We start from the raw sequence: 12,954 nt of genomic DNA, 5'->3' as shown, positions 1-12,954 counted from the left end.
ACTATTTTACCATATAACTTTTATCCTTGTTTAGTGTTATGATTATAATTATCAAAAAATATCTTTAGGGGGACTGTTTAATTTGTTGACTTCACTAAAATCAACATTTTTTCGTTCTAGACAACCTTGGGAACAAAATTTATTTGTTTTATGGTTTGGTACGTTCATGGCTGGCGTGGCATTTAGTTTAATTATGCCATTTATGTCACTTTATATTGATACGTTAGGTGACTTCACCAAAACCGAATTAAATTTTTATAGCGGCATTACCTATTCATCTACATTTTTAATTACCGCCATTGTTTCCCCACTATGGGGTCGTTTAGCTGATCGAAAAGGTCGTAAATTAATGATTTTAAGAGCTTCATTCGGAATGGCCATTGTTTTAGGCCTGATGGGGCTTGTCAGTAACGTTTACCAATTAATTGCGTTACGTTTATTACAAGGTGTCTTTTCTGGTTATATTAGTAACTCACAGGCACTGATTGCAACAGAGACACCCAAGCGGCAAAGTGGTAAAGCACTCGGTATTTTAGTTACCGGTAGTGTTACTGGTACTTTATTTGGACCACTAATCGGTGGCGCAATAGCTGGGGTCTTCGGCTATCGTATTACCTTCTTCATTACTGCTGCGATTTTGCTAATTGTTTTCTTACTTAGTTATTTCTTTGTACATGAACATTTTACGCCTGTTGAAAAAGGTGAAATGCAAACGTCAAAAGAAATCTTCAAGAAATTACATCATCCTAAATTAATTATCGGGATGTTTGTCACTACCTTAATCATTCAAGCATCAAATTATTCCATTAGTCCTATTCTAAGCTTATACGTTCGAGAACTCTTACATAACGTTGGAAATGTTACCTTTATCAGTGGGTGTGTGGCTTCTATTCCAGGAATAGCAACGCTAATTGCTGCGCCTCGCTTAGGAGTACTAGGCGATAAAATTGGAACAGAACGTATTTTAAAAATTGCACTTACTGTCGCAATTTTCATTTTTATTCCAATGGCATTAGTGACTAATGTTTGGCAACTTGGCGGCTTACGTTTCTTAATTGGGATTACGGATGCCGCAATGTTACCTGCAGTTCAAACAATTCTAACAAAAAATACACCGGCAGAATTCACAGGTCGAGTGTTCAGTTACAATCAATCATTCCAAGCCATGGGATCAGTCGTTGGTCCTATGATTGGCTCTACCGTTTCTGGCGTATTCGATTACAAAGGTGTCTTTATTTCTACCGCTATTTTAGTTGGTATTAATCTCATCTGGGTTCTCTACGTCACAAAAGGGATGTATTCACGAAAAGCTGAATAGTAACGTTCAATCTAGTTGAACGTTACTATTTTTTTGTATAAAAAAAGGAAGAAGCTTATTGGCTTCTTCCTTTTCGAAATAGTTCTTATTTTGCAGCGTTTGCGTCTGTAAGACCATATTTCTTGTTGAAACGATCCACACGGCCATCGGCTTGAGTGAATTTTTGACGTCCAGTATAGAATGGATGTGAATCCGATGAAATTTCGACACGAATCAATGGGTATGATTTGCCATCTTCCATTTCAATTGTTTCTTCTGAATGTTTTGTTGAACCTGAGATAAATTTGTAACCTGAAGTAGTATCCATAAATACAACTTCATGGTAATCTGGATGGATTTCTTTTTTCATAAGTAAGTATTCTCCTTTGCCCTAATCCATCTGCTGAATTAGAGTTATTCTTTATATTACAACATGCACAATCTTATCACGAATTAACTCGTTTTACAATTAAATTTTATTTACTTGTTTTTGTTAACTCTTTTAAAAATTCAGCATTATTTTTTGTTTTCTTCATTTTTTGGATAACACGTTCCGTAGCACCTAGTGAATCGCCTGTCATCATCTTTCGAATCTGCCATAGTTCTTCAATTGTTTGCTTAGATAATAATAATTCTTCTTTACGTGTACTTGATTTTTTTAAATCGACAGCAGGGAAGATACGGCGTTCAGCAAGCTCTCTTGAGAGTTGTAATTCCATATTACCGGTTCCTTTGAACTCTTCATAAATCACATCATCCATTCGGCTACCCGTATCAACCAAAGCAGTTCCTAATATTGTCAGGCTTCCACCTTCTTCAATATTACGTGCAGCACCAAAGAATTTTTTAGGTCGATAAAATGCTGCTGGATCAATCCCACCTGATAACGTCCGTCCGCTTGGCGGAATCGTTAAATTATACGCTCTAGCCAAGCGAGTAACTGAATCCATTAAAATAACAACATCTTGCTTATCTTCAACTAATCGCATTGCACGTTCTAAAACAAGTTCAGAAACACGCGCATGGTTCTCTGGTTGTTGATCGAATGTTGACGATACAACATCACCTTTAATTGATCGTTCTAAATCAGTCACTTCTTCAGGTCGTTCATCAATTAATAGTACGATTAATTTTACATCGGGATGATTTTCTGCGATTCCTTGAGCAATCTCTTTAAGTAAAGTTGTTTTCCCAGCTTTAGGTGGTGCCACGATTAAACCACGTTGACCAAATCCAATAGGAGCAAATAAATCAGTTAATCTCGTTGAAAGATTTTGACTAGTTGTTTCTAAAGTTAATTGTCGATTAGGATATAAGGGCGTCAGTGCAGGAAAATGTGGACGTTCCTTTGCTTCTTCTGGATTTTTACCATTAACTGTATCAACGTGCATTAACCCATAATAACGTTCATTAGGCTTTGGTGGTCGTGCTTTACCTCCGACTAAATCCCCATTTCTTAAATTAAATCGCTTAATTTGTGAGGCAGAAATATAAATGTCCTCTTGTGATGGGCCGTAGTTAATTGGACGCAAAAAACCGAATCCATCCTGATTGGGAACAATGTCTAAGACACCTTCCATCAAAATGAATCCTTGTTGTTTTGCTTGAGCCCTTAGAATTGCCAAAGACAATTCTTTTTTATTCATTTGGCTATAATATTGTATTTTATATTCTTGGGCATAGCCATAAATTTCTTTAAGCGTCTTGTCTTTTAATTCACCCATCGTTAAGAAGTCGCTCATTTAATCACCTAATCTTCATCAATAATTTCTACATCAGCAGATAAATTTGTCATTTTTTGTACAACGCAATCATAACCACGTAAAATATTATCGGCTTTCTCAATGACAGTCGTACCATTAGTCATTAAAGCAACTTCAAGTAATGCAGCACCTGCACGAATTTCATCTGCATAAACAGTTTGGCCTGTTAATTCAGTTGATTGATTGATTCGAATAATGCCATCTTTTGATTCAATCTTAACACCCATTCGTTGCATTTCTGGAATGTGCTTAATCCGTTCAGGATAAAGTGTATCAATAATACGACTCTCACCTGTAGCCTTGAGCATAACGGCAGTAATTGGTTGTTGCAAGTCAGTTGCAAACCCAGGATATGGTGAAGTTGTCACTTCAATTGGGATAATTTTATCGCCACCAGGAACAAAAATACTATCTTCATTCACTTGGAAAGTAACGCCCATTTCACTAAGTTTAGCTAAAAATGAATCTAAATGTTCAGTAATAACATTCTTAATTAAAACGCCCTCACCCATTGCAGCAGCAAGTGAGATATAAGTACCAGCTTCAATACGATCTGGAATAATCGTATGCGTATTAACAGCTTTTAAGCTATCAACACCTTGAATTCTGATTTCACCAGTCCCCGCACCACGAATATGAGCACCCATATTATTCAAGAATGTTGCAATATCAATGGTTTCAGGTTCTTTTGCAGCATTTTCAATGATTGTGGTTCCTTTTGCACGGACAGCAGCCAATAAAATGTTAATTGTTGCACCCACTGAAACAAGGTCCATAAAAATACGGGCTCCCTTTAATCCTTCAGGGCCACTCGTAATAATCACTGCGTCTTCTTCTTCGATAACTTCAGCGCCAAGAGCTTTAAATCCCTTGATGTGTTGATCAATCGGACGTGGTCCAATATTATCACCACCAGGAAATCCAACAACTGCACGACCGAACCGACCTAATAAGGCACCCATAAAGTAATAAGAAGCTCTTAAACTTTTAATGGCACCACCAGGTAAAGGTTCATCCTTAATCATCGTAGGATCTACCATTAAGTTACCAGCGTTAAATTCAGACTTAACATTCATTTGATCTAAAATTTTCATTAAATTATGTACATCTAAAATATCGGGGACACTGTCAAAATGCACAGGTGTATCCGCAAGAATAGCTGCAGGAATCAATGCAACAGTACTATTCTTAGCACCACCGATTATTACTTCGCCAGACAGTTTTTTACCGCCTCTAATAATCATCTTTTTCATTTATTATTTCCTCACTTAAAAGTGCTTTCACAAATTGATTATAACTATATTAATAATAAAGAAAAAGTTCACGAAATACAATAGATATTCGCCACTTTATCCAAATATACAATCTTGCCTGATACTATTTTAATAATTGAGCCATATCAGCTGGGAGTTCTGATTCAAAAGCTAATTTTTTACCCGTAAATGGATCTTCAAAGCTTAATTTAGCAGCATGTAATGCCTGTCTATCAATACCTTTGTCCATCGGGCCATCATATAACGCATCCCCAACCAAAGCATGATGAATAAAATCAAAATGTACACGAATTTGATGTGTTCGGCCCGTAACTAACTTCACATCAACTAATGTGTAGTCTGGAAATCTCGTTACAACTTTATAAGTTGTTTCTGAGGCTTTTCCTTCAGCCATAACAGAACGACGAATTTCGCCTTCCTTTTTACCAATTGGTTCTTTAATATCTCCTTGATCACTTTTAACGTCACCTGCAACAATTGCTAAGTATGATTTTTCTAACTGACCATTACTTAATTGAGCAGCAATCAAACTATGTGCAAATCCATGCTTAGCTAATAAAACAAGTCCACTTGTAAAACGGTCTAAACGCGTAATAACATGTGGCACGAAACTACTTGAATGAGTTGCAATCAAATGGCCTTTAACACGGTTAACCAATGTTGTATCTTCATTAGATGGGCCTGGCACGGTTACCATACCAGCTGGCTTATCGACTACTAACCAGTTTTCATCTTCAAAGACGATATTTAATGGTTCATCACTTGCATGTATGGCATCGTTATCTGGTTCTTCTGGCAACGTCAAAATAACTTCATCACCATCAATCAGTTGATAATCCCAATATTCATTCTTTTTGTTAACTCGAACTTGTCCCTCGCCTTGTTTAATTCTGGCGATTAATCGTTTACTAACGCCAACCTCAATTAAAAATTTTTTTAAACTAATTGTGCCTTCACCATTGTTTGTTAGCGTAAATTGCATGTCATTATCCTTCATTTCTCGTCATAACGTTTATTCTCTATCTTATCACACTTGGTAGCCTATAAAAAAAGGCGATTATAATCGTTAAATTATAATCGTCTTTTTTTATTTTGTAATAAATAAATGTTTGCCCAATTCGATACTGTTTAATGCTTCAAAAGAAATCCCCCACGAATATCTCTTGTTAGTTCTCTATAATATAGAGTATACCGAATGATTCATGGGTTGTACTATCAAAAAAAAAACTAGAAACATTTTTACTGATAGTGTTTTCTATTCACGTTTAACAGTCGTTTCCCCATCTCTGGCATATCATTATCAAGTCCTAATGCAGTGATAATATACTTATCAAATGCATTGTTTTTATAATTTTTATTCATGAAATTAGTAACCACCATATCATATCGTTGACTAGAATCATAAATACTGACATTAACGCGTAAATTAATATTTAAATCTTGACTCATATTTCTGACAAATAATTCTTTAATTCGCTCGTTTGCATTTAAATCAACCCCAACTGTTAACATGGTTTCTTTTTCTAACAATCTAGCGCTAAAAATTTCGACCATTTTATTAATAAATGGCTGCCTGTATCGCTTATAGAAATCAGACCATTTTTTAGCTAATAATGGACTGTCGATTAATTCATCCATGGCAATCTCAACATGACGTCGAACTGAATGATTTGAATATTTTTTTCGATAACTATTCATCATGTAAGTTCCCACGGCATCCATCGTTCCATGAAAACAAAATGCTTCAGTACAAATTGGGTACAATGATTTACTAACATTTTCACCGATAATTTTAACATCTAATTTAGATTCAAATCCTTGTTCCAAATATTTAACAGCTTGTTGAAGTTTGGTGTTATTTGTGTGATTAATTGCAATAAAATCGCGGGACAAGTAAGCACTTGAAGGAACTGAAACAAAAGCAGTTGTCCAAGCGTAAAGTAGGGCGCTCTCAAAATGAACATCAATTTTATTTGAGAACTTAATATAAATATCTTGCATCTTTTCTTCAACTTGGTTAAATAGTGAATTATTTGCAATCATATCTGCTAAATCATCAGAAATCACCCAATTATCACGATCTTTTCGCATCATTCGATGAACACTGACCTTCATCCAAATTCTAGTCCTCATTAAATTACTATCATTCACATTGAAGTTAAAATATGTTTCAAATACTTTAATGTATTCAAGAATGACGCCCGCTTCTATCGTATCATTATAGTTAAAATCTGTCGCTAGAAATAGTGAATAGTAAAAAAATCTAATTTGTAATTCAGAACCAACTACCTCACCATGTGCAATTTTAATCTGAAATTCAGACAACAAATTATTAAGTTGCTTAATTCTTCTGAAGATAGATGATTCACTAACATTTAAACTAAGACTCAAATTTTCAATACTGCTATTTTCATCATAATAGAATGCCATTAAAATTTGGTAATTAATAGACTCTTTCACATACCGATAAACCGTTTCGTAAAAATTAATTTTGCCTTTACCTATAAATTGAATGTTATTCTTTTTTATGATCATATAGGGTTCATCACCTGAATTGAATTCGCCATCCAATTACTCTAGTGCAACTCGCAAAGCTGTATTTGAAACATTTAATCGATTACAGATTACTTTTCTTGATAACCCATGTTCATTTAATGATAGCAATTCAATAATTTCACATATTAAAAACTCTGGTCGATCCAGAATATCTTTTTTGTACATTTATTCCTCCGAGAATTCTCATAATTACCAGCATGTCAACTTTAGTAAGAATATTATATATTTTATTTTAACACAAAACATTAAAAAGAGAATTTTCTAACACTATCTTAACAATTATCGTTAACCAGTTAGTTTCTATTTGATTTCTAAATAAAAAAGATTAACTTAAATAAGTTAATCTTTTTACGTTTAAACTTGTTTAATAAACTTAACGAATGCTTGTTGGCCGTGGTCATCTTGTTTATAAACCCCAGCATCTTCAAGAACACGCATAAAGACTTTTCCAACTTCGTTTTGTACGAGCTCACTAACCGTCTCTTTAGAAATCATCGAATTATCACGCTTAATTTCATCAGCCCAAGTTTTATGATAAGCCGCCATGACATTTGGTTGATCTGTTAGATACTTCTCAACCTCTGTTATTTCAGTTTTCAAACGAGGTGGTAAAATAGCTAATCCCATAACTTCAATCAAGCCAATGTTTTCTTTTTTAATATGTTGAACATCAGCATGTGGATGATAAATACCATCTGGAAATTCATCAGATGTTTGATTATCTCGCAAGACTAAATCCAATTCATAACGACCGTCACGCATTCGAGAAATTGGCGTCACAGTATGATGTGGCGTACCGTCAGCATCTTTTGCCAAAATTTGTGCATCGGCATCACTATATTCTTGCCAAGACGTTAAAATTTTTGCTGCTAAATCAGCTAATCGTTCTGGATTTTCACCATTTAAACGAATGACTGACATTGGCCAGTTCACAATACCTGCTTGAATGTCATCAAATCCTGCAAATTGCATTGTTTGACTCATTTCTGCCTTTGCCATTGGAAAATCATGACGTCCACCTTGATAGTGTTCATGCGTTAAAATTGAGCCACCTACAATTGGTAAATCTGCATTACTTCCCGCAAAATAGCCCGGGAATTTTTTAACAATTTGAAGTAAATCTGAAAATGTCGTTTTGTTAATTACCATAGGTTCATGCTTTTCATCTAAGAAAATTGAATGTTCATTGAAGTAAGCATAAGGCGAATATTGAAAGCCCCATGTTGCATCCCCCAAATCAAATCGTACAATCCGATGATTGCGACGAGCTGGGAAATCTAGTCTTCCAGCATAGCCTTCATTTTCCATACATAATTGGCATTTAGGATAACCCGTTTGTTTCATTGTTTTAGCTAAAGCAATTTGCTTTGGATCTTTTTCAGGTTTAGATAAATTAATGGTGATTTCTAAATCACCATAATTTGTTGGTACCTGATAAGCAATGTTTTTCGCAATAGCCGCAACTTTGATGTAATCGTTAGCCTGACTTAATTCATAAAAATAAGCCAAAGCTTTCTCTGGGTCTTTTGCGTATAAATCCCAGAAATGTTTATTCACGTGACTTGGAATTGGTGTGACCAGATCCATTAATTTAGCACCAAGAATATCTTGCTCCGCGATTAGAGCACTGATTTTCTCGTTTTTGATTGCTAAATTAAGTAGCTCGTCTTTAACAGCAATTATTGTGTCAGAAACTGGTTCAGTTACTTCTATCTCTGATTCACCAACCAAATCTAAAACGACGTTTACTAAATAAATTTTATCATCTGTCGAATAAGTCGTTGGATCAAACTGAATAACTTTATCGACGAATTTTGAAATTAATTGTTTAGAATCCATGTTTTTCCCTCTATCTCTTTATGCTTAATCTAATTTTTTAGCGCCATCAGCAATTTCTGCTAAATAGAAACTTGGTGCATAACCGATTTTTTCTTCGTAGATACGACCCACTTCACTTTCAAATGCGTCAACTTTGTCTTTAGCAACAATGGCAATTGCACAACCACCAAAACCAGCACCAGTCATTCGAGCACCTAGTACTCCTGGTTGTTCCCATGCTGTTTCAACAAGTGTATCAAGTTCAATACCCGTTACTTCATAATCAAATTGTAATGAAACATGTGAAGCGTTAACTAATTTACCAAAACGTACTAAATCTTCATTTTTCAAAGCTTCTTGAGCCATAATCGTCCGTTGGTTTTCTGAAACTGCATGACGCGCACGTTTTAGAAGGTTTTCTTTTTGGATTAAGTATGTTTGTAAATCAAAGCTAGCATTGTCCAAATCACCTAATGATTTAATATCATTTTTCTCTTGTAATAATGCTAATGCTGCTTCACATTCACTACGTCGTTCATTATATTTAGAATCTGCTAATTCGCGACGTTTATTTGTATTCATAATAATAATAACGTTGTCTTTTAAATCAATTGGTACTAAATCGTAATCTAGTGTATTTGTATCCAGTAAGATAGCATGATTTGCTTTACTCATACCGACTGCAAATTGATCCATAATTCCTGAATTAACACCGATAAATTTATTTTCTACCATGACACCTGTTTTAACAAGATCAACACGATCAATGTCTAAATTAAATTGATCTTCTAAAATAACACCCATCAATAATTCAATTGATGCAGATGATGATAAACCAGCACCATTTGGAATGTTACCTTCAAGTAAAATATCTAATCCTTTATCAATAACATAACCTTGCTCTTTCAAGTAAACAATCATCCCTTTTGGATAATTAGCCCAGTTATGTTCTTTTTGATATGATAAATCACTTAAATCAAATGAGACAACGCCATTATCTTTAAAGTTATTTGACATGATATTAATTGTTGTATCATCACGTTTTGTTGCAACTGCATATGTGCCTAATGTAATTGCTGTTGGGAAAACATGTCCACCATTGTAATCAGTATGTTCCCCAATTAAGTTGATACGACCTGGTGAGAAGTAACTTGCATTTGCGTCCACACCGTAAACATCTTTAAATTCGCTCTTTAATTCATTAATTTTCATTATATTTTCCTCCAATTTATTAACCGCTTTCATTTTACTAAATATTTACTAAAATTACAATCTTTTTACGACATTCTTTTTATTATGGTAAACTGATACACATAACCAATCAATCAGGAGGTAGTCATGGCAACACTTAAAGACATTGCACAGTTGGCAAAAGTTTCTAATGCAACTGTTTCTCGCGTGTTAAATTACGATCAAACATTATCCGTTGGCGACGATACACGTAAACGAATCTTTGAAGCAGCTGAAAGTTTAAATTATTCAAAAAATAAAAAGAAATCCAGTACACCTCAAGGTAAGATTGCTATTATCGAATGGTATACAGAAAAAGAAGAATTAGATGACCTGTATTACCTTTCAATTCGAATTGGTATCGAACGTAAATTAATTGAACTCGGTTATGAAATTACACGTTTTTTCCAAAATGATCAATTTAGCGCCTTGACTGATACTCTTGGTGCTATTGTTATCGGTAAATACAGTGCAGCACAAATAGCCGGATTTAAAGAACTAAATTCTAATTTAGTTTTTGTTGATATGAACACACTAAATTTTGGTATTAGTTGCGTCATGACTGATTTCAAAACGCCAGTTACAACCGTTATTGACCATTTTAAAAAACAAAATTTAACTAAAATTGGCATGATTGCAGGACAAGAAAGTACATTTGATGATGTCAATTTAGGCCCAGATTCCCGCTTCACTCACTTTAAAAATCACTTAGAACGTACTAGCAACTACCATCCCGAATGGGTTTATACAGGCGATTTCACGCCAGAATCAGGTTATCAATTAACCTTGAAATTATTAAATGATCAATCAGATAATTTACCAGAAGCGTTGTTTATTGCAAATGACGCAATGGCTGTCGGTGCATTACGTGCATTAAATGAAATATCAATTAAAGTGCCTGAACAAATCAGTTTAATTAGTTTTAATGACACATCTATTGCTGAATATACTTTCCCAACGCTTAGTTCAGTTAAAGTTTATACAGAAAAAATGGGTCAATCTGCTGCAGAACTATTAGTCAATCAAATGTCGATGACTGAAATTATCCCTCAGATTATTACCATTGGAACAACCTTAACACTTAGGAATAGTTCCAAATAAAAACAACTGGTATTCAGAAATTAATCTGAACATCAGTTGCTTTTTATTTTTTATTACGACCAATTAACCAGAATACTAGACCAACAGCAAGTAAAATTAAACTACCCACTAACATGGTATTAAATGTGTCACTGATATAATTATTCACAATATCAGTAAAAACAGAAGCTTTACTAGACACAATACCAATTAGGCCACTGTACAAGGCAATTGCAGAACCAATTGAAACTAGAACACCACTCCAGATTGCACTGAATCCGACGTATTTAAGCGGTATAAAGAATGCCCGATTAATAGCCAGTAAGAGTAGCGCAAAAATAACAGAAGCTATTAAACTATACATAAAGGCTGTTTGGACTATTACTTTTACCGAACTAACTGTACTAGCAATTTTTGAAAGATATGGCGTTTGGATATTATTCGTCAAATATTCACTTAAATTACTTTTAAAAGTTGCGACAATCCCATCAATTTTAGCGCTAACCAACGGATTTGATGTGTCCGTTTTTTTCATAACGTTGCTAGCAACTTGATTGGTAATCTCAGTTGGATTGATGACAGTTTGTTTTCCAGCATATACGTTACTAAAACTATTTTTCGCAATGTTAGTAACTTGTTGATTCGTTAAAGCATCTTTAACAGCTGACGTTGGCACATCATTTAATGTCGCAATACTTGAAATACCATCATTCATCTGTCGTGTCACAAGTGTCACGTTCGAATCTGTTAAAATTTTTTCTTCAGTATAAGTTTGATTCAAAACGGTTATTTTTAAGACACTTGTCACAAATAGTACGATTAAACTAAGGCTCAAGAAGAAAGATATCCAGCCGTTTAGACCTTTATGGTTGTCTATCTGATAGGTCTCAGTATGTTGCTTTTGGAATTCTGCACGCATGATTCTATCCCCTTTTGTTAATTCTCAAATTATTTAAATTTTAACATTCAATTGTAGGTTAATTGTACGCGACATGATTGAAAAATGGTAGTTTGATTTATTAATCATGAAATTTTATCATTATGCCCCATTATGTTATTATCCCAGTAATTACTGTTTAACTTTTTCAAACTAGAAAGAGGTTATATCATGCCTAATAGCTTAGGATTAATTTTAAAAGAAACTCGCCAATCGCTACACTTAACTCAAAAAGAAGTTTCCAAAGATATTTGTGCGCAATCGATGCTTAGTGCTATTGAAAATAATAAATACATACCTAATGCACAGCTCTTAATCCAACTATGTCATAAATTATCGATTACTTTAGACCAAATAAGTCTTCTGGAAAATTTTGATATCAGTTCAGAAAATGAATTCAATGAACGTGTATCTAAGTTATGTAATCAACACCAATACAAAGAGTTACTCCAGTTTCTAAATAAAGAAACGGTTACCAATAATTTAAAAACGGATAAGCAACTTCAGGCATACTATTATTATATCGGTATTGCAACTCTACATACTGAAAATAAATTGATTGCTACCGAAAAATATATTAAGTTGTCCCTTGCTTCCAGTAATAAAATTCTGCCAGATACCCTTACCCGACTTGGTACCGTCTCTTTGGCCTTTATATATGCAAAGCAAAATTTACAAAATAAGGCTGAGAAATATATTGATCAGACTTTTATGGACTTTAATAAATTATTTTATGAAGAAAATCAAAATATTTTATTCTATTTGACAGCACTTATTTATTTTAAGCTCAATAATTTAACAATGTCTCTTAATTGGATAAACAAGTCTGTTAAATTCGCTACTGATCATAACTCACACTATATGTTAGCCAACTCTTTTTATTTAATGGCTCAAATTGCAAAAAGAGCAGAAGATAAAGATAATTTTTTAGCCGCTACTGAAAAGCAACAGCTACTAACTGGCCTTTTTAATGAACAAATTTATAAAAATATTTAGAAT

Annotated in this window: 12 protein-coding genes; 3 read left to right on the top strand and 9 right to left on the bottom strand. The window is 34.0% G+C overall.

The annotated features are described in order from the left end of the window. Positions 1 to 82 precede the first annotated feature (82 nt). Positions 83 to 1,318, top strand: coding sequence for a multidrug efflux MFS transporter (locus AC1RP1_RS01685; protein ID WP_481760866.1), 1,236 nt, complete (start codon positions 83 to 85; stop codon positions 1,316 to 1,318). 85 nt (positions 1,319 to 1,403) lie between these two features. On the opposite strand, the gene AC1RP1_RS01680 is transcribed toward AC1RP1_RS01685, so the two are convergent. From AC1RP1_RS01680 to AC1RP1_RS01645, 8 genes are all read right to left on the bottom strand, one after another. Then, positions 1,404 to 1,667 (bottom strand): type B 50S ribosomal protein L31, encoded by a 264-nt coding sequence (locus AC1RP1_RS01680; protein WP_409021601.1) that lies wholly within the window; start codon positions 1,665 to 1,667, stop codon positions 1,404 to 1,406. A gap of 106 nt (positions 1,668 to 1,773) precedes the next feature. Then, a complete protein-coding gene (rho, locus tag AC1RP1_RS01675; protein ID WP_409021602.1) occupies positions 1,774 to 3,039 on the bottom strand; it encodes a transcription termination factor Rho in 1,266 nt (421 codons plus the stop codon). A gap of 8 nt (positions 3,040 to 3,047) precedes the next feature. Next, on the bottom strand, positions 3,048 to 4,313 hold the full coding sequence (locus AC1RP1_RS01670; RefSeq protein ID WP_481760867.1) for a UDP-N-acetylglucosamine 1-carboxyvinyltransferase: 1,266 nt from the start codon (positions 4,311 to 4,313) through the stop codon (positions 3,048 to 3,050). A 124-nt stretch (positions 4,314 to 4,437) separates the two neighbouring features. Beyond that, entirely contained in the window at positions 4,438 to 5,316 is an 879-nt protein-coding gene (locus AC1RP1_RS01665) for an RluA family pseudouridine synthase (RefSeq protein ID WP_481762396.1), read from the bottom strand. Between the two features lie 257 nt (positions 5,317 to 5,573). After that, positions 5,574 to 6,869 carry a helix-turn-helix domain-containing protein gene (locus AC1RP1_RS01660; protein ID WP_481760869.1) on the bottom strand — a complete coding sequence of 432 codons (1,296 nt, stop codon included), beginning with the start codon at positions 6,867 to 6,869 and terminating at the stop codon, positions 5,574 to 5,576. A gap of 36 nt (positions 6,870 to 6,905) precedes the next feature. Beyond that, positions 6,906 to 7,055, bottom strand: a complete 150-nt coding sequence (locus AC1RP1_RS01655) for a hypothetical protein (RefSeq protein ID WP_481760870.1) — start codon at positions 7,053 to 7,055, stop codon at positions 6,906 to 6,908. A gap of 189 nt (positions 7,056 to 7,244) precedes the next feature. Further along, positions 7,245 to 8,729 carry a UDP-glucose--hexose-1-phosphate uridylyltransferase gene (galT, locus tag AC1RP1_RS01650; RefSeq protein WP_481760871.1) on the bottom strand — a complete coding sequence of 495 codons (1,485 nt, stop codon included), beginning with the start codon at positions 8,727 to 8,729 and terminating at the stop codon, positions 7,245 to 7,247. 24 nt (positions 8,730 to 8,753) lie between these two features. After that, positions 8,754 to 9,920 (bottom strand): galactokinase, encoded by a 1,167-nt coding sequence (locus tag AC1RP1_RS01645; RefSeq protein ID WP_481760872.1) that lies wholly within the window; start codon positions 9,918 to 9,920, stop codon positions 8,754 to 8,756. Positions 9,921 to 10,046: 126 nt separating this feature from the next. Here AC1RP1_RS01645 and AC1RP1_RS01640 point away from each other — a divergent pair, with 126 nt between their 5' ends. Then, positions 10,047 to 11,039, top strand: coding sequence for a LacI family DNA-binding transcriptional regulator (locus tag AC1RP1_RS01640; protein ID WP_481760873.1), 993 nt, complete (start codon positions 10,047 to 10,049; stop codon positions 11,037 to 11,039). A 43-nt stretch (positions 11,040 to 11,082) separates the two neighbouring features. Here the strand turns inward: AC1RP1_RS01640 and AC1RP1_RS01635 are convergent, their stop codons facing one another. Then, positions 11,083 to 11,937 carry a hypothetical protein gene (locus tag AC1RP1_RS01635; RefSeq protein ID WP_481760874.1) on the bottom strand — a complete coding sequence of 285 codons (855 nt, stop codon included), beginning with the start codon at positions 11,935 to 11,937 and terminating at the stop codon, positions 11,083 to 11,085. Between the two features lie 189 nt (positions 11,938 to 12,126). On the opposite strand from AC1RP1_RS01635, the gene AC1RP1_RS01630 reads away from it, so the two are divergent. Continuing rightward, positions 12,127 to 12,951 (top strand): helix-turn-helix domain-containing protein, encoded by an 825-nt coding sequence (locus AC1RP1_RS01630; protein ID WP_481760875.1) that lies wholly within the window; start codon positions 12,127 to 12,129, stop codon positions 12,949 to 12,951. Positions 12,952 to 12,954: the final 3 nt, after the last annotated feature.

The sequence above is a fragment of the Dellaglioa sp. CoH-56-MRSF-13 genome (genome assembly GCF_056782095.1).
Note: the sequence above shows the minus strand (reverse complement) of the source record. Positions and strands in the feature narration are given on the sequence as shown.

Coding starts and splice junctions, on each gene's coding strand:
- AC1RP1_RS01680 (WP_409021601.1), bottom strand. CDS start 1,667: ATGAAAAAAGAAATCCATCCAGATTACCATGAAGTTGTATTTATGGAT.
- rho (WP_409021602.1), bottom strand. CDS start 3,039: ATGAGCGACTTCTTAACGATGGGTGAATTAAAAGACAAGACGCTTAAA.
- AC1RP1_RS01670 (WP_481760867.1), bottom strand. CDS start 4,313: ATGAAAAAGATGATTATTAGAGGCGGTAAAAAACTGTCTGGCGAAGTA.
- AC1RP1_RS01665 (WP_481762396.1), bottom strand. CDS start 5,316: ATGCAATTTACGCTAACAAACAATGGTGAAGGCACAATTAGTTTAAAA.
- AC1RP1_RS01660 (WP_481760869.1), bottom strand. CDS start 6,869: ATGATCATAAAAAAGAATAACATTCAATTTATAGGTAAAGGCAAAATT.
- AC1RP1_RS01655 (WP_481760870.1), bottom strand. CDS start 7,055: ATGTACAAAAAAGATATTCTGGATCGACCAGAGTTTTTAATATGTGAA.
- galT (WP_481760871.1), bottom strand. CDS start 8,729: ATGGATTCTAAACAATTAATTTCAAAATTCGTCGATAAAGTTATTCAG.
- AC1RP1_RS01645 (WP_481760872.1), bottom strand. CDS start 9,920: ATGAAAATTAATGAATTAAAGAGCGAATTTAAAGATGTTTACGGTGTG.
- AC1RP1_RS01640 (WP_481760873.1), top strand. CDS start 10,047: ATGGCAACACTTAAAGACATTGCACAGTTGGCAAAAGTTTCTAATGCA.
- AC1RP1_RS01635 (WP_481760874.1), bottom strand. CDS start 11,937: ATGCGTGCAGAATTCCAAAAGCAACATACTGAGACCTATCAGATAGAC.
- AC1RP1_RS01630 (WP_481760875.1), top strand. CDS start 12,127: ATGCCTAATAGCTTAGGATTAATTTTAAAAGAAACTCGCCAATCGCTA.